Below are 21908 nucleotides of genomic sequence, written 5' to 3'. Positions count from 1 at the left end.
TCGGATGGACGAGACGATAGATGCGCCCAACCCGGAGGAAGCCGGAACCTGCCCGCACTGCGCCCGCTACAAGCACACGCCGCGCGGGGAAGACCTCCAGCGCGACCTGCAGCGCAGGCTCAACCGCGCGATCGGCCAGCTCAACGGCGTGAAGGCCATGATCGACGACAACCGCTACTGCGGCGACGTCCTCGTGCAGCTTTCCGCGGCGTCGAGCGCCATCCAAAGCATCGAACGCATCGTCTTGGAAAACCATCTGAAAACCTGCGTGGCCGAAGAGATCCGCAACGGCAACGACGAGGTCATCGACGAGGCCATGGGGCTTATCAAGCGCATCACGCGCTAGCCTGCGGCTTTGCAGGGCGTCGTCGCTGCGAAAGGGCACAAGATGGAACAAGCATTCGACGTGACGGGCATGACCTGCGCGGCCTGCTCGGCGCGCGTGACCAAGGCGACCGAAGGGGTCGCCGGGGTCGATAAGGCCGTGGTCAACCTCCTGAAGAACAGCATGGTCGTCGACTACGACGGCAACCCGGACACCCTGCGAGCCGTTTCGGCTGCGGTTGAAAAGGCCGGCTACGGGGCCATTCCCCGTGCGGTGGGCGCCGCGCAGACGGCCGCCGCTGCGGGACCCACGGCCGCCGAGCGGGCCCAGGCGGCGATCGAGGAGAAGAAGCGCCAGCTCATCGTCTCGCTCGCCTTCACCGTCCCCCTGTTCTACCTGTCGATGGGCCACATGATGGGTTGGCCCCTGCCTGCCATCTTCCTGGGCCACGACCACATGCTCATCACGGCCCTCACCGAGCTTCTGCTCTTGGTGCCCGTGATTTTCGTCAATTGGCACTACTTCCGCACGGGATTCAAGACCCTCTTCCACGGCGCTCCCAACATGGACGCCCTCATCGCCCTGGGGTCGGCGGCTTCGACCGCCTACGGCATCGCGGCCCTCTACCGCATGGCCTATTGGATGGGTCAGTTCGACCTCGACGCCGCCCATGCCGCTTTCATGGACCTGTCTTTCGAGGGTGCGGCGATGATCCTCACTCTGATTACGATGGGCAAGTTCTTCGAAGCGCGCGCCAAGGGCAAAACCACCGACGCAATCAACAGCCTCATGGATCTGGCGCCCAAGACCGCTGTGCGCCTGGTCGACGGCGTGGAGGAAGAGGTTCCCGTCGACCAGCTGGCCGTGGGCGACCTCCTCGTGGTGAAGGCAGGGCAGGCCATTCCCGCCGACGGCGAGGTGGTGGAAGGCAGTGTGTCGGTCGACGAATCGGTCATCACCGGCGAGAGCATGCCGGTCGAAAAGACCAAGGGCGATGCGGTGACGGGCGCGACGATGAACACGTCGGGCTGGTGCACGATGAAGGTCACGGCCGTGGGTGCCGACACGGCCCTGGCCCGCATCGTCAAGCTCGTCGACGATGCCACGAGCACCAAGGCGCCCATCGAACGCAAGGCCGACCAGATCGCCGGCATCTTCGTGCCCGCGGTGATTGCGATCGCTCTTGCGGTATTCGTGATCTGGCTCTTCGTGGGCTCCTTCGGCGAGGCGGTCAACCACGCCGTGTCGGTCCTCGTGATCTCCTGCCCCTGCGCTTTGGGTTTGGCCACGCCCACGGCGGTCATGGTGGGTGCCGGCCGCGGTGCCAAGCTCGGCGTGCTCATCAAGAGCGCCGAATCGCTCGAAACGGCCGGCGAAACCAAGACCGTCGTACTCGACAAGACGGGGACCATCACCCAGGGCACCCCGCGCGTGACCGACGTGATCGCTTTGGGTGAAGCCGTGGAAGACGACGTGCTCTACGTGGCCAACGCGCTCGAGAGCCGCTCGGAGCATCCGCTGGCCCAGGCGGTCATGGACCGCGTGCGTGAGGACGGCACCACGTCGATCGACGTCGACGATTTCCGCACCGTTCCCGGGCGCGGCGTGGCCGGTACGGTGGCGGGCATGCCCTGCCTGGCGGGCAACCTTGACTTCATGCGCGCGGAAGGGGTGCCCACCGAAGCCTTCGAGGAGGAGGCCGACCGCCTGGCGGCCCAGGGCAAGACCCCGCTTCTGTTTGCGGTAGGCGGTGCGCCGGCGGGCATCATCGCCTGCGCCGACACGGTTAAGCCCACGAGCAAGCGGGCGATCGAAGAGCTGCACGGGATGGGCATCCGCACGGTCATGCTCACCGGCGACAACGAGCGCACGGCCCGCGTGGTCCAGGAGCAGGTGGGCGTCGACGAGGTCTTCGCCGGGGTTCTGCCCGAAGGCAAGGAGGAGCGGGTGCGCGCCCTGCGCGCCCAGGGCAAGACGGCCATGGTGGGCGACGGCGTCAACGACGCGCCTGCGCTCGCCCGCGCCGACACGGGCGTCGCGATCGGCGCCGGCACCGACATCGCGATGGAAGCGGCCGACATCGTGCTCATGCGCAGCGATCTGCAGGACGTGGCCGTGGCCCTCGACCTGTCGCGGGCTACGATGCGCAACATCAAGCAGAACCTCTTCTGGGCCCTCTTCTACAACGTGATCTGCATTCCCCTGGCTGCGGGCGCCTTCTCGGCCTGGGGGCTCACGATCAACCCCATGATCTCGGCGGCCGCCATGGGTTTCAGCTCCATCTTCGTGGTGAGCAACGCCTTACGCCTGCGTGGGTGGAAGCCGGGCTTTGCGCTTGAGGAAGGCGCCGCGACGGCCGGCATGGCTCAGGCGGCTTGAATGAGTCAACGGGACCAGATTTCTTTGACTCATCGGGGCGGGCGGCTTGTGTAACCCGCGGCGCCTGCACGGCCGATGGGCCCGAATGCGGTACCATTGTGTGACTTGAACCAAACGGTGCGCGGTGGGCGCGAGGGGCTCTGCCGCGCCGTCGAACCCAGAGGATCCGCAGGATGCAGGCACAGCAAGATATCGTCGCAGCGCTCGCGCAGCTTACCCTTGAAGAGAAGGCGAGCCTGCTCGCCGCTCATGCGGGCTACGCGACGGCCGGCATCGACCGCATCGGGGTCGCGCCCGCCCGCTTCGACCACGGCTCGCACGGCCTGGCCTTCGATGCGCTCAACGGCGAGATCGACCCCGGCGCCGTGACTACCTGCTTTCCTTCGCCTGCCACGCTCGCCTGCTCCTTCGACGTCGACTTGGAAGAAGCGGTGGGCCGCGCCGTGGGCGAGGAAGCGCGCGCCTACGACACGGCCGTGGTAGGCGGCCCCCAGCTGGGCCCCTGGCGTCCGGCGGCGTCCGAATCGGTGGCCGAAGACCCCTTGCTGGCCGGCAAAATGGCCGCCGCGTGGATCTGGGGCGTGCAGGGCGTGGGCGCCGGCGCCCTCTGCAACGCCTTGGGCTGCGTGCCCGGTGGGGTGGCGCCCTACCTGCGTAACGACGTGGTCGACGAGCGCGCCCTGCGCGAGTACCATCTGCGCGCCTTCGAAGTGGCTGTGCGCGAGGGGCGGCCGTGGGCCGTGGCGGTTGCGCCCGGCTACCTCAACGGCGTCAAGTGCGCCGAAGACGCCCATCTTCTGCAGGACCTCCTGCGCGAGAGGTGGGGGTTTGCAGGGGCGGTGGTGGCCGTCGACGACGGTCCCGCCGACAGCGTGGCCGCCCTTGCCGCCGGCTGCGACCTCGTGGTGCCCGGTCCCCAAGCCGACCATGCAGAAGCGGTGTCCCGCGCCGTGTCGACGGGCGCGCTCGACGCGTCGGGCCTCGACGCCGCGGCCAGCCGCGTGCTTGAAATCGCCGCCCGTCACGAAGCGGTATCGGCCTTGCCCTGCACCTGCGACATGGACGCCCATTTCGAACTTGCGCGCGCGGCCGCGGCGCAAAGCGCGGTCTTGCTTGCCAATAGGGGCGTGCTGCCCTTGGCCCCCTGTGCGACGGTGGCCCTCATCGGCAACCGGGCCAAAGAGCCCCTCATGCAGGCGGCGGACGGCCCTGCGGTCAATCCCTACCTGGCCGACAACGCTTGGGACGCTCTACAGGCGGCGGGCATCTCGCTCGCCTTCGCGGAAGGCTACGACGAGACGACCGGCGAGGCTACCGAAGACCAGATCGCCGAAGCCGAGCGGGCGGCTCGCGCGCTCGACGTGCCCGTGGTCTTCGTCGACTTGCCCGCTGCAGGCGGTGTCCTTTCCGATTCGGTTAACGACCTGGTCGCACGCGTGTGCGCGGCAAACGACCGCACGGTGGCCGTGCTCGTGGGCCAAGGGCCGGCGAACCTGCCCTGGCGCGGGCGCTGTGCGGCGGTGCTCTATATGGGCTATGCCGGTTGCGGGTCGGGGCAGGCGCTCGCCGACCTGCTCACCGGCTACGCCGAGCCCACGGGCCGGCTCGCCTTCACCTGGCCGGCCGCCTGCGACGAGGCGGAGGCCTTTACGCCCGCGGTTACGCCCGATTTGCGGGTTGTTCATCGCGAGAGCTTCTTTGCGGGCTACCGCTACTACGATACCGCCAACGCGCCGGTCGCCTTCCCCTTCGGCCATGGGGTGGGCTATGCCCACTTCGCCTTCCCTTCGATGCGCCTGATCGCCACCGAAGCCCATTACGTCGTGGAATGCGCGGTGCGCAACACCTCCGACCGCGACGGCGTCGAAACGGTGCAGGTCTACGTGCACGCCCAATCGCCGTCGCATTTCAAGCCCTATCAGGTGTTGGCCGGCTTCGCGAAAGTCGCGGTGGCAGCGGGCGAAACCGAAACGGTGCGCATCGAGCTTGACGATGCGGCCTTCTCCTTCTGGGACGCTTCCTCGCACGGGTGGGTCATCGAAGAAGGCCCCTACGAGATCTTGGTGGGCACGTCGAGCCGGGCGGTGCGCTTGGCCCAGACCTTCACGCTCGTGCGCACCGAATGTCCCGACCGGCTGGCCTCGCGCGTGCGCTTGCGCTCTACGGTGGCGCCGGCGCGCAAGCGCGCCCTCTCGCCCTACTACCGGGTGGGGGCGGGCTTCACCGACGAAGCCTTCCACGCCCTGTTCGGCGGCCCCTTGCCCGAGCCCCGACCCGATGCGCCCGTCACGCTCGAATCTCCCATCGCGGCTTTGGGCCGCACCCAGATGGGCAAGCATATGCGCGATTCCCTGCTCGATCGGGTTGCGGGCACGCTTGCGCACGGCGAGCGGTTCGCGATCGACGAAACCCAAACGCCCCTGCGCGCCCTGCTCGCCTTCGGCCTGCCACGGGCAGAGCTCGAAGCGGCTGCCAACATGGCCAACGGGAAGGTCGTCCGCGGGGCGATCGACTACCTGCGGGCCTGGATGCGCACCTGGGGGTCGCGCTAGGCGTTGGCCTTGCGGCTGCCGGCGCGCTCGATGTGGACGCGCGCCGTGCTGATGAGCGCGCGCATGTCGCCGGTGGTGCGCAGCTTGCGCGCGATCGGCACGCCCGTCGCCTCTTCGATCGCATCGCTTACCGGGCTGCGGTAGCTGAACAGGTACCAGTTGTCGCGCAGGTGGGCTCCGCGCATTTCGAGCAGGGCCTGGGCTACCTGGGCGGCGTTGTAGCTCCAGCCCATGTCGGCGCGCAACAGGCGCAGGGCGAAAAACGACGTGTAGCAGATGAGGAAATGGGCTCGTACGTGGTCGGCGTGCGGCACGGGGAACGGCGACGGCGACACGTCGGCCTCCATGATCTGAAAGGGCTCCGCCAGGCGCCAAATCTCGCGATAGATGTGGAAGATGGCCGCTTCCGAAAGGTCGACCTCGCTCGAGGCGACGCAGACGTAGCCGTCCAGGTCGGCGGGCGGCGTTGCCTGCGCGGCGGGGTGGGGGCCTGGGGCGGCGGCCGCCTGCGTTTCTTGGGCGAGGGCCGCCCATTCCGAAGAATACCGCGCCCGTTCGGAACGGGCGCGGCGGGCGCGCGCCGTGTAATCGCGGCCCCAGAGCACGACGTCTTTCACCGAATCGCACGTGGAACCTCCCTGCACGGCGGTGATACGCGATTTGATGCGGTAGTTGCCCGACCGGCTCTCCCGATAGCCTGCGGGGTCGGCGATCCAGGCGCGGCGGTCTTCGTCGTCGGGGCGCAGGGGACGGTTGATCACGAAGCCGTCGCCGGTGCGCGTCAGGTCGTGGGCGATGTCGGCGGCGTGGGGCGTGCGGCCGGCCACGACGATCACGCGGTGGGCGCCCAGATCGCGCTTGAGCCGGTCGACCGTGCGGCGCACGTCGGCGGGCGTGGGGGTTGCGGGCATGATCCAGTAGGTGATGGGGATGCCGTCGCGGTCGAGCGCCATGCCCAGCCCCACCAGGGGACGGCCGCTCCCGCTGCCGTGCAGGTGGCGGGTCGAATCGACGTCGTTGGCGGTCGCGAAGGAAAAGGACTGCAAGACCAGGTAGACCACGCTCGCATCGCGCGGTCCGCGGATGCCTTCCAGGGCGCGGTTCATGTGGGTGACGAGCCCCGCCGATGCCTGGGCTATCGCTGGCAGGGCTTCGTAGACTTCTTTGAAGCTGAAATCGCAGGTGCGCGGGAAGGAGGCCCGCGCCTGCCAGGTTTCGAGCTTCGACGTCACGTGCTGGGCGCGCTCGACGGCGAGCATTTCGAACACGCGGCCCGCCTGGGGTGCTCCTTCGGTCGCGCGTTCGCGCGCGCGGAAGAAGGAGCCCACCCCGAGCGCGTCGAAGTAGGCGAGCACGATGCCGGCACCCTCGCGGGCCGTGGGCTCGCCGTGCGCTTTGATCTGCTCGTCGCGCGCGAAGGACAGGGTCACCGGCTGCTTCGAAGCGCGCTGGGCTTCGTTGAGCTCGTCGACGTAGGCGCGGAAGTGGGCGATCGGGTCGGGGTAGCGGTCGGCGAAGGCGTCGGCGTAGCCGATCGATTCGACCGTGCGCGTTTTCGTCTTGCCCCCCTCGCGGTAGTTCTGCACCACCGAAAGGTAGCGGCGGTCCCCGCGTTTCGAAATCTTCAGGTGCATGGTTTCCGCGCTAGTCGGCGGCCACCTCGTCGAGGAAGGCGCAGATCTGCTTGTCCGACGCGAGCGCCTCGGGGATGGGGTAGGTGGGCCAGCAGTGGCCCAGGCCCTCACGCGCGACGAAGGTGTAGGCAACGCCGGCGCGTGCGAGCTTCTCGCGGAAGATGTCGAGGTCGGGATAGAAGATTTCGTTGACGCCCGCGAACACGAGCGTGGGCGGCAGCACCTCGAGCGGCCCGTTGGTCGGCGAGATGCGCCAGTCGGCGCGATCGAGCGCGCCTGCCCAGCTGTGCGCGGCGCGGGAGAGCCCGTAGGCCGAAAGCACGGGGTCGGAGGCTTCGTATTCCAGGATCTCGGGGTTGGCAAGGGTTGCGTCGACCCAGGGCGAGAAGGCGACGATGCCCGCCGGCCCTTCGTCGCCCGCCTGGGCAAGCGTCATGGCGAGCGTAAGGCAGAGGGCGCCGCCGGCCGAATCGCCCATGAAGACGATGGTCTCGCGCGGGTTGCGCGCGCGCAGGTCGCGGTAGTAGGCGGCGAGCTTTTCGAAGGCTTCCGCGCAGCCGTGCACGGGGGCGAGCGGGTAGAGGGGCACCGAAATCGTCGCGCGGGATTTGGCTGCGATGCGGTCGAGGAAGGGCCACACGTAGGAGTCGATGCGGTTGATGTAGGCGCCGCCGTGCAGGTAGACGATCCGCAGCTTTCGCGCCTCGGCGGGGCGCAGGCTGATGACGTCCATGCCCTGGGAGATTTCGTGCGTCAGCGCGTTCTGGGGGCGGAAGCAGCGGGGCAGCTCGTAGGGGCGCTCGTTTTCCTCGGCGCGCAGGCGGAGGAATTGGTCGTAGCCGGTTTGCTCGGCGAAGCGCGATTTCAGGCGCTTGCCGCGCTGGTAGCCGTCGAGCAGGGTGGCGGGAGCCGACCGATGGAAGGCGAGGTGCGAAGTGGCGGCGAAGCCGGCGAGGATGCCGGCGCCGACGATGAGGGGGGTCGATTTCTTCATGCTGCTCCTTAGTGACGGTGGGCGGCCGGCTCGTCGGGAATCTTCAGGCAGACGGGCACGCGGCCGTTCACGAAGGCTTCGAAGGCGCGGCCGTCTGCGGGCTTGCCCACGATCGACCCGTAATGGGTGGGGATGGCCACGGCGGGCGCGAGCGCGCAGGCGAGCTCGGCCGCCTCGCGCGGGGTGCAGGTGAAGGTGCCGCCCGCGGCGATGCAGGCGATGTCGCAGCGAACCGTGCGAACGTCCTGGTTGTCGTCGGTGTCGCCCGACACGTAGACGCGCACGCCGTCGACCGTGAGCACGTAGCCGATCCACCGGTTGGCCTTGGGGTGGAATTCCTTGCCCACGTTGTAGGCGGGAACGGTGTGCACGGGAATCCCGAAGACCGTGCACTCGCTGTAGGGGGCGAGGAAGTGCACCTCGGTCTGCGCGCGGTCGATCGGCAGGTCGCGCCGGTCCATGGCCTGGGGCAGGACGAAGGCGGTGCCGGGTTTGCGGACCTTGGCGATGTCTTCGGGGGAGAAGTGGTCGTAGTGGTCGTGCGTGATCAGGACGAGGTCGGCATCGTGCGGAGCCCCGTCGATGCGGAAGGGGTCGACGTAGGCGATGACCCCGGGGTGGCGCGATTCGATGCGGACGCAGCTGTGCACGGGGACGGAAATGCGGTCGAGTGTCTTTTGGACGCGGGCTTCCATAGCGCTTCTCCCATCGACGGGTGCGAATCGCCGCCCGGTAGAGGCGACGTTTCGGGTTTCTGCCATTTTCGCACGCTCGCAGCGGGCTTGCAATCAAAAGGGCAGGTCAGAATGGCCAAATTGGGGAACGGCGCGGGGCACGCGCTGAAAGTCGCGCGGGGCTTGGCACGAGCGGTATGCGGCGTGCGAGGTGGCACAGATAGCGCGAAGTGCAGCATTATTTTCGTACTGCTGGCACGGAATGACCGAAGTGCAGCAGGGCGTTTTGACGAAATGGCACGGAATGACCGAAGTGCAGCATGTTTTTCAAACAATTGGCGGCTTGGAGAGGCTCCCGCCTGAAAGCGGTGCTGCATATCGGTGTATCTGTGCCAGCGACTTCCAATTTTTGCTGCACATCGATACATCCGTGCCAGTGGGAAGGACGAGGGGTCGCTCGGGCGGTCTGAGTCGCGCATACCTCCAACGGCGTAGCCCGTGCTTTATCCAACGAAGTGTGGATACCGTTCCGTTCGCGGGAAGAATCGGCACGCTTGGCGATATAGAATTTAGACATAAATAGGAAATTGTTGGCAAAACTATAGGCAACTCCCTATTTCTAGTCGTCTGAGTATTCACAGTAGTGAATTTTCTCCCATATACTAATCAACCGTATGGCACAGATGGTGCCATGTGCAGAGAAGAAGGACCAGAAGGAGTGATCTACATGGAGATCACGAGACGTGGCTTTTTCAAGGCCAGCGCTCTCGCCTTCGCGGGCTCGATGGCTTACGAGCTCTCTGGGCAGTCGAAAGCGTTCGCAATCGACACCCAGAAAACTTGGAAGCTCGAGAACACCGAAGAAGTGACCACGATCTGCTGCTACTGCGCATGCGGTTGCGGCCTCATCGGGTCGGTGCGCGACGGCGAACTCGTCCATGTCGAGGGTGACCCCGACCATTTCGTGAGCGAAGGCGGCCTGTGCCCCAAGGGAGCTGCCGAATTCCATGCGGAATACATCGTCAACCCTGAAACCGGCGCGCTCGAGGAGAACCCCGCGCGCGTGACGACCCCCAAGGTGCGTCGCCCCGGCTCGGCCGAATGGGAAGACATCTCCTGGGACGACGCTATCGAGGAAATCGCGCGCCACATGAAGGACACGCGCGATGCGACGTTCAAGGAAACCAACGACAAGGGCGAAACGATCAACCGTACCGAGGCCATCGCCTGCCTGGGCGGTTCGTCCATGACGATCGAAGAAGAGTACTTCATCGTCAAGCTCTTCCGCGAGCTGGGCGCCGTTTCCCTCGACAACCAAGCCCGCGTTTGACACTCCTCCACGGTGTCCGGTCTTGGACCCACATTCGGTAGAGGCGCGATGACGGGTCAGTGGGGCGATCTCGCCAACGCTGACGTGCTTCTCACCTGCGGCTGCAACAACGCCGAAAACCATCCCGCATCCATGCGCTGGGTCGATCGTGCGCGCGACAAGGGCGCCACGTTCATCGTCGTCGACCCGCGTTTCACCCGTACCGCCGCGGTGGCAGACATCTACTGCCCCATTCGCCCCGGCACGGACATCGCCTTCTACGGCGGCATGATCAACTACATCTTCGAGCATGACCGTTGGCAGCACGAGTACTGCTTGAACTACACCAACCTGTCGTACCTGATCAACCCCGAATTCTCCTTCAATCCCGAGACGGGCTTCTTCAGCGGCTACGATGCGCAGAAGGGCTCCTACGACAAGACGACCTGGTCCTACCAGACCGAGTCGGAAACGACGTGGGACAACTCCGCCACCGGCGCCTACGCTTGGATGACCGAGGCTGGCGTGCCGGCCTTCAAGCCGCTCACGGTGAAGAACCCCAAGAAGGACCCGACGCTTCAGGATCCCAACTGCGTCTACCAAATCATGAAGAAGCACTACGAGCGCTACGACCTCGACACGGTCTGCAGCGTGTGCGGCATGAACAAGGAAGCGCTCGAGCAGGTCTACGACATCTACACCTCCACCGGCGCGACCGACAAGGCGGGCACGATCCTCTACGCCCTGGGCCAGACCCAGCACTCCACCGGCGTGGGCAACACCCGTTCCATGTCGATCGTCCAGCTCCTGCTGGGCAACATCGGCGTCCCCGGCGGCCAGCTTGCCGCGCTGCGCGGCGAGCCCAACGTGCAGGGCTGCACCGACATGTGCGTTTCTCCGGGCGATATGACCGGCTACTTGAAGTGGCCCGTCGAGGGCAAAGACACCTCGATCGCCGCGTACTGCGAGAACGAAACCGCGGTTGACGGCTACTGGTCCAACACGCCCAAGTTCCTCGTCTCCTATCTGAAGTCCTTCTTCGGCGACGCGGCGACGGCTGAAAACGACTACGGCTACAACTGGCTGCCCAAGGTCGACAACGCCGGCAAGCGTTCGCTGCAGAACACTTGGCACCTCATGGAGCAGGGCATCGTCAAGGGCTACATGTTCTTCGGGCAGAACCCCATGCAGTCCCAGGCCAACGCCAGCTACTACCGCCGCGTGGCCGAAAACCTCGACTGGCTCGTGTTCGACGACATGTACTACACCGAAACGGCCGAGTTCTGGAAGGCACCCGAAAACAAGGGCCGCGAATCGGAAATCAAGACCGAGTGCTACTTCCTGCCCATCGCGAGCATGTTCGAGAAGTTCGGCACGGTGCTGAACTCCGGCCGCGTCATGCAGTGGCGCTACAAGTGCACTGAAACGCGCGGCAATTCCAAGGCCGACTCCGAAGTGCTCATGCTCATCCATAAGAAGCTCGTCGAGCTCTACAAGAAGGAAGGCGGCGCCTTCCCCGACCCGATTCTCAACGCCAAGTGGGATTACGAGGGCGCGGACGGCAAACCCGACCATCGCAAGATTGCCTGGGAGCTCAACGGCTACAGCACGAACGGCGCGACGGAAGACTTCAAGAACAACACGCCCAAGCTGCTCGACGCCTTCAGCAAGCTGAAGGCCGACGGCTCCACGGCGAGCGCCTGCTGGATCTACACGGGCTACTACGGCAACGCCAAGGCCCCCCTGGACCCGGCGCAGCAGAACACCGGCCGTCGCGACAACACCGACTACGGCGACCTGCACATCTTCCCCAAGTGGTCCTTCAGCTGGCCGGCCAATCGCCGCATCCTCTACAACCGCGCGTCCTGCGACATGCAGGGCAAGCCTTGGCAGTCCGACAAGGCGCCCGTTTCTTGGAACGGTACCAAGTGGGACACCGTCGACGTGCCCGACTTCGTGGCGAGCAAGGCGGCTTCCGACGGCACTACCACGCCGGTGGCGCCCAACAACAAGGCCTTCATGATGCGCTGGGAGCAGAACGCCTGCCTGTTCAGCACGGGCGTGAACGACATGCCGATTCCCGAGCACTACGAGCCCTACGAGTCTCCCGTCGACAACCAGCTCAACGGCTCGGCCCACAACCCGGCGATCCTCTTCGCCAACGACCCGTCGATTCGCGACACCAAGGGTTCGGTCGACGACTACCCCTACGTCGCAACGACCTACTCGCTCACCGAGCACTGGTCTTCGGGTGCCGAAACGCACACGATTCCCGTGCTCAACGAGATGATGCCCGAGCAGTTCGCGGAAATCCCCGCGGAACTCGCTGCCGAAAAGGGCATCAACAACGGCGACACGGTGCGCATCTTCAACAAGCGCGGGTCGGTCAAGGTGGCCGCCATCGTGACCAAGCGCATCCCGCCGCTGCAGGTCAACGGCAAGACGCAGTACCATATCGGCATTGTGCACGACTGGGGCTATTCGAACATGTTCACCACCGGCGACATCGTCAACGACCTGGTGCCCAACGTCGGCGACCCGACCAGTTTCATTCAGGAATCGAAGGCCTTCCTCGTGGGCCTCGAGAAAGCGTAAGGAGGGGAGATCTGCATGTCTGAAGAAATGGCAATCTACTACGACGCTTCCAAGTGCACCGCTTGCCGCGGCTGCCAGGCGGCGTGCAAAGTGTGGAACGAGCTTCCCTCTCCGACCGACTTCAACGCGGGCATCTGCACGGGCTCCTATCAGAACCCGGCCGACCTTGAGCCCAACACGCGCCTGATCATCACGTTTTCCGAACGCGAGCGCGAAAACGGTTACGGCGTCGACTGGGCCTTCGGTCGCCGTTCCTGCATGCACTGCACCAACGCCGGTTGCGTGAACGTGTGCCCGAGCGGCGCGCTCTATCACGACCCCGACGGCACGGGCCTGGTCATCTACGACAAGGACAAGTGCATCGGCTGCCAGTACTGCCGCAGCGGCTGCCCCTTCGATGTGCCGCGCCACAACGGCGTGGGCGTTCAGGGTGCCGGCATCAAGATCAACAAGTGCACCGGTTGCATCGACCGCGTGCGCAACGGCCGCAAGCCGGCCTGCGTGTCGACCTGCCAGCCTAACGCGCTCGATTTCGGTCCGCGCAGCGAGATGCTCGCCAAGGCGCACGAGCGCGTCGAGGTCCTCAAGAAGAAGGGTTTCAAGGACGCGAGCGTCTACGGCGAAACCGAATGCGGTGGCTGCCACACCATCATGGTGCTCAAGTACGACCGCTCGATGTACACCAACGTGCCCGAAAACGCTAACCCGAGCGGTCTGACCGAGGCCCTGGGCGTTATGAAGCCGCTCGCTGCGGTGGGCGCCGTGGGCGTCGTCGCCGGCCTGGGTCTTTCCTTCCTCACCGGCGTGGGCTACAAGCGCGACCGCCTCTACTACGACGAGAAGGCGCACGACGAAGTCGACGTCGATACCGGCGAAGTCGTGAAGCACATCGACAAGGAAAAGGGTGAGCGCTAATGGCACGTACGAACTATCCCGAGCGCGAGATTCAGCGTCATTCGCTGCAGACGCGCCTCACCCATGGCACGGTGGCCATCGCCTGCATTTGGTTGGCCATTTCCGGTCTGTTCGTGTTCGTCCCGGCGCTTGCAGCGGCCTTCCCCGACGTGGCCCAGGGCATGCGCATGAGCCATCGCATCGTGGGCGCGATCTTCATCATCGTGCCCATCCTGTCCGCGATCACGGCCCCCAAGGGCTTCAAGGCCTTCCTGGCCAAGTACTTCGTGAAATGGACCCCTGAAGACAAGGAGTTCATGAAGAAGTTCGTGCCCTACATGCTGGGCCCCAAAAAGGTCCACATGCCCGATCAGGACGAAGTGAAGTCGGGTCAGCGCATCGCCGACGGCGCCATGGTGCTCGCCGCGATCCTCATCGCGATTTCGGGCCTGGTGCTCTGGCTGGGCACAAGCGTCTTCCACGCCGGCGCCACGGCCGAACTGGTCATGCGCCTGGTGCACGATGTCTGCTTCATCCTGTTCATCGTGTTCGGCCTTGCCCACATCTACCTGGGCGCGGGCATCTTCCAGCCCTATCGCGGCACCGCCCGCCTCATGTGGAAGGACGGCAAGGTGTCCGAATCCAACGCTCTCTATCACTGGGGCTTCTGGGCTCGCAAGGAAATCGAAGAGGGCAATGTCGAAGTCGTGAAAGAGGAGAAGTAACGTGGATCTCGAGCGAATTCATGCGGCCGTTGCCGCCTACCTGCGCGACGCGGCCCCATCGGATGCCGCTCGGCTCGAGTTCTTCGAAGGGCTCTACGGCGTGCTGGACGAGCGCGCCCAGGGCGTAGCCGCCGCAAACGGCTACGCCGCCCCTTCGGCGGGGGAGACTGGCGAGCTTTTTGCCGCCGGCACCCCTGTTTTTTCCAAGGCCCCCGTGGCCATCGACGCGGATGAATTCGGCGCGACCTGCGCTGCGGTGGCGTCGTATATGGCCGCCCATGCGGGGCTCGACGCCGATGTGGCGAGCGCCCTGGGGGCCTTTGACTGGGTCCGTTTTGCCCAGCGCGCCGATCTGGCGCAGGCGGGCAGCGACCCCACGGCCTTCGTCAACGACGTGCTCGCCAACTTGGGCGCCTTCGATGTGCCGGCTGATATGCCGGCCAACCTGTGCGCGATGACGGTGATGTTCGCCCTGCGTGCTCATCTCGAGCCCGCTTCCGAATCCGTATGCGCCGTGTACGCTCAGTCTGTTGCGGAAGGGGGCGAACACGCGCCGGCCTCCATCGACTGCCCGGTATGTGGTTCGCCCGCTTCCGCTTCGTGGGTGGGCAACACCGGCGATACGTCGGGGTCCGGCCGCCGGCAGTACTGCGCGCAGTGCGGCGCCCAGTGGCACTTCGACCGCGTGCGGTGCGGCCGGTGCGGAACCCGCAACCAGGGTCACCTGCACTACACCAACGTAGAAGGCGATCGTGCGCATCGCTTGCAAACCTGCGACGAATGCGGCGCCTACGAACGCGTCGTGTTCCAGGACGATCTACCGGAAGGCGTCCCCTTCGTTATGGAGGTCGAAGACGTCGTCATGGCTCCGCTTGATGCGGTCGCCCAGCAGCGCGAGGCGTAGCCTTCGCACTTATCTAGAGCGGTAGGAGCCCCCGAACGGATGCGTCCGTTCGGGGGCTTTGCTGTAGGCAGGGGTGCGTGGTGCACGCGTTGCTGTCGCTGACAGAGCCCGTAGCGCCGGCGATCTGTTCGCGCGTGGGGCATTCGCGGCATCTGCCCGGAACGACCACGCCAAGCGCGTCACGACGGCGGGCTGCACGGGCGGGGTTCATTGGGCAGTCGCATCCGCGTGCATGGTGGGAGCGGTTGACGATTCACCGTCCTCGTGTGACTCGTCTCTTCTGCGGCGGTGAAAATGCGTGTGGCGCTGTCGCCAATAATGAAGGGAGCCCCGGCGATCGGGGCTCCCTTGCGCGTAGCGTGTGTTAGTCAACGGGGCTGAAGTCGTCTTTCGAGACACCGCAGACGGGGCATACCCAGTCGTCGGGGATGTCTTCGAACGCGGTGCCCGGCGCGATGCCGCCGTCGGGGTCGCCCGCCTCGGGGTCGTAGATGTAACCGCATACGTTGCATTGATACTTCTGCATAGGTCCGCCTTTCCTTCGTGGCTGTTCAAAGACCTTCCAGCATCATAGGGACAAGCGGAGCGCGTGCAGGGGAGGAAGGGCCGACAGGTCGACAAGATGACTCTTGAATCGGCGGTAGGCATGGTGGGCGTCGCATGCGTGGGGCGTCAGCGGCGACCGCGGGCAGGTTAGGCCTCGAAAGTGAGCGCTCCGGTCGTGAGGCCGCCGCCGAAACCGACCATGACCGCCTTGTCACCTGGATGGAGCTTGCTCTGCCGCCAGGCATCGTCCAGGGCCATGAGGGCGCTTGCGGCGCTCGTGTTGCCCGCCGTGTCGATCGACAGCTGGAAGAGGTCTTCGGGTACCCTGAGCTTCTTGGCGGCATAGCGGATGATGCGCTCGTTGGCTTGGTGGGGGATGATCGCGTCGAGGTCGGAAAGCTCCCAGCCCGCGCGGTCGAGCACCGCGCCGATCGCTTCGACGATCGTGCTCGTAGCGAACTTGAAGACCTTTTGCCCAGACATCGAGACGAAGGTGGAACCCAACACGGCACGCGCATGCTCGTCGTGGACGATCGTATCGCGGGAGAGGTCGGCGCCCGGCCCCGCCGTGGCGTCGGCGCCTTCGCCGGCGGCGGCCGCTTCGGCCCCAAAGGGGAAGGTGGCAAGGTCGAAGTTCTTCCCGCATGCGAGCGAGAGCCCCGTGTCGTCGGTGTTCTTTACGTAGGAACTCACGATGCCCGTGCGCGCGTCGTCCCATTCGAGCAGGACGGCGCCGGCGCCGTCCCCGAAGAGGACGCAGGTGGCGCGGTCGGTCCAGTCGACGATGCGCGACATGCGCTCGACGCCGATCACAAGGGCGCGGCGCACGGGGTTGCCCGCCCACCCGGGTGCGTGGGCGGCGGCCATCATGCTCTGGGCGGTGACCAGCCCGTAGACGCAGCCGGCGCAGGCGGCGTTGAGGTCGAAGGCCACGGCGTTGGGCAGGCCAAGGCGGGCCTTGACGAGCGCTGCCTGGCTGGGGATGAGGGTATCGCCGGTGAGGGTCATGCAGATGACGAGGTCGATGCATGCGGCCTCGATGGGGCGGGCGGGCGCAAGCCCGGCGCCCCCTTCCCAGCCAAGGGCCCGACGGCCGGCGGCGGCTGCCAAGTCGGTGGCCGTTTCGCCGGTGGAAACGGGTCGCGTGTGAATGCCCGTGCGCGGCACAATCCATTCGTCGGATGTGTCGACGATGCGGGACAGTCGATGGTTCGTGACGGTGAAGGCGGGCGTCGCCTTGCCCGTTCCGATGATGGTTGCGCCCACGTAACCTCCTGTGGTTCGCCGTTCGCTCCCGCCCATATGTGTACGCTCGGTGGGGGTGCAAACGGGTGTTGCAAATGCTTAGATAATCTAACAAAATAACGTCCTGTTTGAACATCCGCGACGGCTTCGTTGCAAGAAGCCCACAAGGCTGGCCGTCAGGGGCCGTGCCTTTCGCGTGTGCGGAAGCGTGCAGGGAAGGAGCCGCATGTCACAGAGCTCGGACGCACGTCCGTCATCGACGATGGAGAGCGATTACCCCTATATGGTGGCCGAGGGGCTCTCTATCGACGACCTCTTTTCGGGCACCTTCCAAAGCGTGTTGCGCATCGAAGAGGGCGCGCTCGACAACCGCTACACCCATGGCCTCACGATCACCGACGTGCACACCTGCGTCGCGGTGGGCCTCTACGAGAAGAACCCTATGAACGTGGTGGCGGCCCGTTTGGGCATCACCACGGCCACGCTCACGAGCGCTATCAACAAGCTCGAGCGGCTCGGCTTCGTGCAGCGCGAGCGCAGCGAGGCCGATCGCCGCACCAAGCTCGTCTCCCTCACCACGAAGGGGCGCAAAGTCTGGCGCGCCCACCGGCTCTTCCACGAGCGCATGCTCAAGGAGGCGCTCGCGCCGCTTTCCGGCGACGAGCAGCGGGTGCTCGCTATCGCGCTGTCTAAGGTCAAGGCCTTCTTCGACGCGCGGTCGACGCCCGATGCGTCCGCCGCCGCCTCGCCGGCCGCCCTCGCACCAAAATCCGCATCCGAAGGAAGGAACGACTCATGGAAACGCGCGTAACGAAACTGCTCGGCATCGAGGCGCCCATCATCCAGGGCTCGATGGCCCGCATCGCCGATGCCAGCCTGGCGGGCGCCGTGAGCGCCGCGGGCGGCTTAGGGATCATCGCCTGCGGCGGGGCGACCGAAGAGTGGGTGCGCGACCAGGTCGCGAAGGCGCGCCAGATCACCGACAGGCCGATCGGCGCCAACGTTATGCTCATGGACCCCAACGCCGCCGAGATCGCCGCCGTGCTCGCCGAGCTCCGAGTCGATGTGGTCACCACGGGGGCAGGCAGCCCCGCTCCCTACATGGAGATGTGGAAAGAGGCCGGCATCAAGGTCGTGCCCGTCGTCGCAAGCCCGGTGCTCGCGAAGCGCATGGAGCGCCTGGGGGCCGACGCCGTGGTGGCGGAGGGCACCGAATCGGGCGGGCATGTGGGCGAGCTCACGACGATGGCCCTGGTGCCGGCCGTGTGCGACGCCGTGTCGATCCCCGTCATATCCGCCGGCGGCATCGCCGACGGGCGCGGCATGCTCGCGGCCTTCGCCCTGGGCGCCGAAGGCGTGCAGTGCGGCACCCGCTTCCTCACCGTCGAGGAATGCACGGTGGCCGACGCCTACAAGGAGCGCATCCTGAAGGCCAAGGTGTCTGACACGATCGTGACGGGCCGTGATTCGGGCCATCCGGTGCGCAGCCTGAAGAACAAGTTCTCGCGCAAGGCTAAGCAGCTCGAAGGCGACCTCGCCGCCAATGGGGAGGAAATCGAGCAGATGTGGCTCGGCGCCCTGCGCCGCGCGGTGGCTGGCGACGTCGACAACGGCGACATGATGGCCGGCCAGGTGGCGGGCTTGGTCAACGAGCGCAAGACGGCCGCCTGTGTGGTGCGCGAGATGATGGCCGAAGCCGAAGCGCTCGGCGGGCTCTCGCTTGCCGGGCTCGCGCAGGCCAACGCCCAGCGCACGCGGATGACGGTGGAATAGGAGCGATCATGACCGATATGTTGCCAACGGAAGGGGCCGTCGTGGTGCCGGCGCTGCCTGTGTTCATGTGCTCGGGCCAGGGCTCGCAGAAGCCCGGCATGGGCTGCGACCTGCTCGATGTGCCCGAAGTGGCCGCCGCCTTCGACGCGGCCGACGCAGCTTTCTCCTGCGATATGCGCGCGCTCGTGAGCGGGCAGGACGCAGCCGCTCTGAACGAGACCCGCAACGCCCAGGCGGCGATCGTGACCCTGTCGCTCGGCATCGCCCGCGCTCTGGAAGCGCGCGGCGCGCGCCCTGGCGCGGTGCTCGGGTTCTCGCTGGGCCAGATCACGGCCCTCGCCCTTGCAGGCATGGTCTCCGACGAGCAGATGTTCGACATCGTCGCCCATCGCGCCGCCTACATGGGTGCGGCCGCCGAAGCCTCCGACGGCTGCATGAGCGCCTTCCTCAAGGCGGACGAGGCCTCTCTCGCGCCCGTCGTCGACGCGGCGGCCCAGGGCGAGGTGCTCGTCATGGCCAACTTCAACTGCCCCGGCCAAATCGTCGTGTCGGGGGCGCGCGGGGCGGTCGAGCGCGCCGAGGAGGCCTGGCGCGCCGCCGGCAAACGCTGCGCCCGCCTGGCCACCCAGGGCGCCTTCCACAGCCCGCTCATGGAGCCGGCGGCCGAACGGTTCGCCGACTACCTGCAGGGCGTGGAATTCAGCGAGCCCGCGGTGCCGCTCATCTCCAACGACACGGCGCGGCCCCTGCGCGCCGCCGATGCGCGCGAGGCGCTTGCCGCCCATCTCACCCACGGCGTCAAGTTCGAGCAGAGCGTGCGCTACCTGGTGGGGCAGGGATCGCGCGCGTTCGTGGAGACCGGCTTCGGCGGGGTGCTCTCGGGCCTCGTGCGCCGCATCGACAAGGGGCTTTCGCGCACCTGCGTGCAGGACGCCAAGAGCTTCGCCGACTATCTGCAGAAGGAAGGGGACTAGCCCATGCAAGACACCGAACCTATCGTGCGTGCGGCGGTCGTGACCGGCTCGAGCCGCGGCATCGGCATAATGTAATGATAATGAGTATGAGAAGAAAAAAAAGAGCAGTAAACATAAGTAAATGTACGAAAAGAGGTATGAATAGTAAGAAAGTGATGAGGATGAGATAGAATAGAAATAAAAATCGAATAAAGTAAAGAATCATTTGTAAAGAAGTAGAGTATAGAATGAAAGTAATAAGAAGAGTAAGTAGTAGACAGTTAATAGTGATGATAGAACGAGTAAGTAAAGTAAATTTTTTTTTTTTTAATGATACGGCGACCACCGAGATCTACACTCTTTCCCTACACGACGCTCTTCCGATCTGCGCCCGCAGAGGATCGGTGGGTGACCTGCAAGCACTGCGGCTGTCTCTTATACACCTCTAGATGTGTATACGCCACAGGATCAAGGCCGACTTCGGCGTCGATGCCGTGGCCGTGGCGGCCAACGTGGCCCGTTTCGAAGAGGCCAAGGCGCTCGTCGACGCCTGCGTGGCCCGTTTCGGCCGCATCGACGTGCTCGTGAACAACGCGGGCATCACGCGCGACAAGCTGATCATGCAGATGAAGGAAGCCGACTTCGACGACGTGATCGGCGTGAACCTGAAGGGCGCCTTCAACTGCTGCAAGGCCGCCGCCCGCCCCATGATGAAGCAGCGCTACGGCCGCATCGTGTCGATGACGAGCGTCGTGGGCCTCTATGGCAATGCCGGCCAGACCAATTACGCCGCTTCGAAGGCGGGCATCGTGGGCCTTACCAAGTCGCTCGCCAAAGAGCTTGCAAGCCGCGGGGTCACGGCCAACGCGGTGGCGCCCGGCTTCATCGCCACCGACATGACGGCGGCGCTTTCCGACGCCCAGCGCGAAGCGAGCTTGGAGCGTATCGGCATGGGCCGTTTCGGCGCGCCCGAAGACGTCGCGGCGGCCGTGGGCTTTTTGGCCAGCGAGCGCGCATCCTACATCACCGGCCAGGTTATCTGCGTAGACGGAGGTATCGAACTATGAGCGGAACGAAGGTACACGGCGTCGAGGTGAAACGTCCCGACGGCACCAATCGCGTGGTCATCACCGGCATGGGCGCCCTCACGCCGGCGGGTGCGGGGGTTGCGGCGATCATGGACGCGCTGTTGTCCAAGACCTGCGCGATCGGGCCGATCGAGCGCTTCGACACCTCTGACCAGGATGTGCACAACGCCGGCGAGATCAAGGGCTTCGACGCCACCGCCCACGGCCTCACGAAGAAGGAGGCCCACCGGTTCGGCCGCTTCGTGCAGTACGCCTTCGTGGCCGCCGACGAGGCCATGGCCCAGGCGGGCATCGATATGGAAGCGGAAGACGCCACCCGTTTCGGCGTGATCTTCGGAACGGGCATCGGCGGCATCGATTCTCTGCAGGACAACTTCTTCCGCCTGCACGACAAGGGGCCCAAGCGCGTGAACCCCCTGTTCATCCCCACGATGATCGGCAACATCGCCGCGGGCAATTTGGCCATCCGCTACGGGATGAAGGGCGAGTGCCTCGACGTGGTGACCGCCTGCGCCACAGGCGCCCACGCGATTGGGACCGCTGTGCGCGACATCCGCCACGGCTACCTCGACGCGGCGCTGGCGGGAGGCACCGAAGAGGCCGTCAACCCCATCTGCATCGCCGGCTTCGCCAACCTGGGCGCCCTTTCCAAGGAAGAGGACCCCTTGAAGGCGTCGCGTCCCTTCGACGTCGACCGCGCCGGCTTCGTGGCCGGAGAGGGCGCAGGCGCGCTTATCGTCGAATCGCTCGAGCACGCCTTGAAGCGCGGGGCTGAGCCTTTGGCCGAAATCGTGGGCTATGGGTCGACCGGCGACGCCTACCACATGACGGCCCCCGACCCGAGCGCCGAAGGCGTCCGCCGCGCGATGGCCGACGCCCTGGCCGAAGGCGGGTTCACCCCGGCCGACCTGGGGCATTTCAACGCGCACGGCACGGGCACCCACGCCAACGACGTCACCGAGGCCAAGGCGCTTCTGGCCCTGTGCGGCGAAGAGGGGGGCCGCGAGGTGCCCGTGGTGTCGATCAAGGGCGTGACCGGCCACATGCTCGGCGCCACCGGGGCAGTGGAAGCCGTGGTGTGCGCCCAGTCGGTCGCCGGCAGCTTCGTGCCGCCCACGACGGGCTTTTCCACGCCCGATCCCGAGTGCCCGGTCAACGTGCTCACCGAAGCCAAGACCGACTACCCCCAGAAGGTCGCCCTCACCTGCAACCTGGGCTTCGGCGGCCACAACGCTGCACTGGCGATCGCGCCCTACGACGAGACGCGCTAGGGCCAGCCGATGCAGGCACCGCGCGCGGGAGACGGGGCCCGCGCGAC

General features: G+C 65.9%; 17 protein-coding genes. 12 read left to right on the top strand and 5 right to left on the bottom strand.

Going from position 1 to position 21908, the window contains the following annotated elements:
- Positions 1 to 4: 4 nt before the first annotated feature.
- The 3 genes from BN3270_RS03435 (at position 5) to BN3270_RS03425 (ending at position 5256) form a co-directional block, all read left to right on the top strand.
- Entirely contained in the window at positions 5 to 346 is a 342-nt protein-coding gene (locus tag BN3270_RS03435; RefSeq protein WP_058985789.1) for a metal-sensing transcriptional repressor, read from the top strand.
- Positions 347 to 388: 42 nt separating this feature from the next.
- Complete coding sequence (locus BN3270_RS03430; protein WP_058985788.1) at positions 389 to 2704, top strand: heavy metal translocating P-type ATPase; 2316 nt, start codon at positions 389 to 391, stop codon at positions 2702 to 2704.
- 173 nt (positions 2705 to 2877) lie between these two features.
- A complete protein-coding gene (locus BN3270_RS03425) occupies positions 2878 to 5256 on the top strand; it encodes a glycoside hydrolase family 3 C-terminal domain-containing protein (protein ID WP_058985787.1) in 2379 nt (792 codons plus the stop codon).
- Here the strand turns inward: BN3270_RS03425 and BN3270_RS03420 are convergent.
- Genes BN3270_RS03420 through BN3270_RS03410 form a run of 3 tightly spaced genes read right to left on the bottom strand, consistent with a single transcriptional unit; the run spans position 5253 to position 8579 of the window.
- Complete coding sequence (locus BN3270_RS03420) at positions 5253 to 6890, bottom strand: hypothetical protein (protein WP_058985786.1); 1638 nt, start codon at positions 6888 to 6890, stop codon at positions 5253 to 5255. The genes BN3270_RS03425 and BN3270_RS03420 overlap by 4 nt on opposite strands.
- 10 nt (positions 6891 to 6900) lie before the next feature.
- Complete coding sequence (locus BN3270_RS03415; RefSeq protein WP_058985785.1) at positions 6901 to 7884, bottom strand: alpha/beta hydrolase fold domain-containing protein; 984 nt, start codon at positions 7882 to 7884, stop codon at positions 6901 to 6903.
- An 8-nt stretch (positions 7885 to 7892) separates the two neighbouring features.
- Positions 7893 to 8579 carry an MBL fold metallo-hydrolase gene (locus tag BN3270_RS03410; RefSeq protein WP_058985784.1) on the bottom strand — a complete coding sequence of 229 codons (687 nt, stop codon included), beginning with the start codon at positions 8577 to 8579 and terminating at the stop codon, positions 7893 to 7895.
- 706 nt (positions 8580 to 9285) lie between these two features.
- Here BN3270_RS03410 and BN3270_RS03400 point away from each other — a divergent pair.
- From BN3270_RS03400 to BN3270_RS03385, 4 genes are read left to right on the top strand one after another with little or no spacing between them, the layout of a single operon-like run.
- A complete protein-coding gene (locus tag BN3270_RS03400) occupies positions 9286 to 12462 on the top strand; it encodes a molybdopterin-dependent oxidoreductase (RefSeq protein ID WP_148335474.1) in 3177 nt (1058 codons plus the stop codon).
- Positions 12463 to 12477: 15 nt separating this feature from the next.
- A complete protein-coding gene (locus tag BN3270_RS03395; protein WP_058985782.1) occupies positions 12478 to 13377 on the top strand; it encodes a 4Fe-4S dicluster domain-containing protein in 900 nt (299 codons plus the stop codon).
- Complete coding sequence (locus BN3270_RS03390) at positions 13377 to 14081, top strand: cytochrome b/b6 domain-containing protein (RefSeq protein ID WP_058985781.1); 705 nt, start codon at positions 13377 to 13379, stop codon at positions 14079 to 14081. Before BN3270_RS03395 ends, BN3270_RS03390 begins: the two co-directional genes overlap by 1 nt.
- Position 14082: 1 nt before the next feature.
- A complete protein-coding gene (locus BN3270_RS03385) occupies positions 14083 to 14985 on the top strand; it encodes a formate dehydrogenase accessory protein FdhE (protein WP_058985780.1) in 903 nt (300 codons plus the stop codon).
- Between the two features lie 364 nt (positions 14986 to 15349).
- Here the strand turns inward: BN3270_RS03385 and rd are convergent, their stop codons facing one another.
- Both rd and BN3270_RS03380 read right to left on the bottom strand, forming a co-directional pair.
- Positions 15350 to 15511 (bottom strand): rubredoxin, encoded by a 162-nt coding sequence (gene rd, locus BN3270_RS09245; protein WP_082673320.1) that lies wholly within the window; start codon positions 15509 to 15511, stop codon positions 15350 to 15352.
- A 167-nt stretch (positions 15512 to 15678) separates the two neighbouring features.
- A complete protein-coding gene (locus tag BN3270_RS03380; protein WP_058985779.1) occupies positions 15679 to 16797 on the bottom strand; it encodes a 3-oxoacyl-ACP synthase III family protein in 1119 nt (372 codons plus the stop codon).
- Between the two features lie 205 nt (positions 16798 to 17002).
- Between BN3270_RS03380 and BN3270_RS03375 the strand changes: the two genes are divergently transcribed.
- The 5 genes from BN3270_RS03375 to BN3270_RS03355 all read left to right on the top strand — a co-directional run bounded on the left by BN3270_RS03375 (position 17003) and on the right by BN3270_RS03355 (position 21861).
- Entirely contained in the window at positions 17003 to 17587 is a 585-nt protein-coding gene (locus tag BN3270_RS03375) for a MarR family winged helix-turn-helix transcriptional regulator (RefSeq protein WP_082673319.1), read from the top strand.
- On the top strand, positions 17572 to 18549 hold the full coding sequence (locus BN3270_RS03370; protein WP_058985778.1) for a nitronate monooxygenase: 978 nt from the start codon (positions 17572 to 17574) through the stop codon (positions 18547 to 18549). Before BN3270_RS03375 ends, BN3270_RS03370 begins: the two co-directional genes overlap by 16 nt.
- A gap of 8 nt (positions 18550 to 18557) precedes the next feature.
- A complete protein-coding gene (locus tag BN3270_RS03365; RefSeq protein WP_058985777.1) occupies positions 18558 to 19523 on the top strand; it encodes an ACP S-malonyltransferase in 966 nt (321 codons plus the stop codon).
- 428 nt (positions 19524 to 19951) lie between these two features.
- Positions 19952 to 20569, top strand: coding sequence for a 3-oxoacyl-ACP reductase FabG (gene fabG, locus BN3270_RS03360; protein ID WP_082673317.1), 618 nt, complete (start codon positions 19952 to 19954; stop codon positions 20567 to 20569).
- Positions 20566 to 21861 (top strand): beta-ketoacyl-[acyl-carrier-protein] synthase family protein, encoded by a 1296-nt coding sequence (locus BN3270_RS03355; protein WP_058985776.1) that lies wholly within the window; start codon positions 20566 to 20568, stop codon positions 21859 to 21861. The genes fabG and BN3270_RS03355 overlap by 4 nt, the downstream gene beginning before the upstream one ends.
- Positions 21862 to 21908 lie beyond the last annotated feature (47 nt).

It is taken from the genome of Hugonella massiliensis (assembly GCA_001486445.1).
GTDB classification, from domain to species: Bacteria; Actinomycetota; Coriobacteriia; order Coriobacteriales; family Eggerthellaceae; genus Hugonella; species Hugonella massiliensis.
Note: the sequence above shows the minus strand (reverse complement) of the source record. Positions and strands in the feature narration are given on the sequence as shown.

Bases quoted from the DNA above. Each gene is read 5' to 3' on its own strand.
- BN3270_RS03435 (WP_058985789.1), top strand. From the start codon at position 5: ATGGACGAGACGATAGATGCGCCCAACCCGGAGGAAGCCGGAACCTGC.
- BN3270_RS03430 (WP_058985788.1), top strand. From the start codon at position 389: ATGGAACAAGCATTCGACGTGACGGGCATGACCTGCGCGGCCTGCTCG.
- BN3270_RS03425 (WP_058985787.1), top strand. From the start codon at position 2,878: ATGCAGGCACAGCAAGATATCGTCGCAGCGCTCGCGCAGCTTACCCTT.
- BN3270_RS03420 (WP_058985786.1), bottom strand. From the start codon at position 6,890: ATGCACCTGAAGATTTCGAAACGCGGGGACCGCCGCTACCTTTCGGTG.
- BN3270_RS03415 (WP_058985785.1), bottom strand. From the start codon at position 7,884: ATGAAGAAATCGACCCCCCTCATCGTCGGCGCCGGCATCCTCGCCGGC.
- BN3270_RS03410 (WP_058985784.1), bottom strand. From the start codon at position 8,579: ATGGAAGCCCGCGTCCAAAAGACACTCGACCGCATTTCCGTCCCCGTG.
- BN3270_RS03395 (WP_058985782.1), top strand. From the start codon at position 12,478: ATGTCTGAAGAAATGGCAATCTACTACGACGCTTCCAAGTGCACCGCT.
- BN3270_RS03390 (WP_058985781.1), top strand. From the start codon at position 13,377: ATGGCACGTACGAACTATCCCGAGCGCGAGATTCAGCGTCATTCGCTG.
- rd (WP_082673320.1), bottom strand. From the start codon at position 15,511: ATGCAGAAGTATCAATGCAACGTATGCGGTTACATCTACGACCCCGAG.
- BN3270_RS03375 (WP_082673319.1), top strand. From the start codon at position 17,003: ATGTCACAGAGCTCGGACGCACGTCCGTCATCGACGATGGAGAGCGAT.
- BN3270_RS03370 (WP_058985778.1), top strand. From the start codon at position 17,572: ATGGAAACGCGCGTAACGAAACTGCTCGGCATCGAGGCGCCCATCATC.
- BN3270_RS03365 (WP_058985777.1), top strand. From the start codon at position 18,558: ATGACCGATATGTTGCCAACGGAAGGGGCCGTCGTGGTGCCGGCGCTG.
- fabG (WP_082673317.1), top strand. From the start codon at position 19,952: ATGTGTATACGCCACAGGATCAAGGCCGACTTCGGCGTCGATGCCGTG.
- BN3270_RS03355 (WP_058985776.1), top strand. From the start codon at position 20,566: ATGAGCGGAACGAAGGTACACGGCGTCGAGGTGAAACGTCCCGACGGC.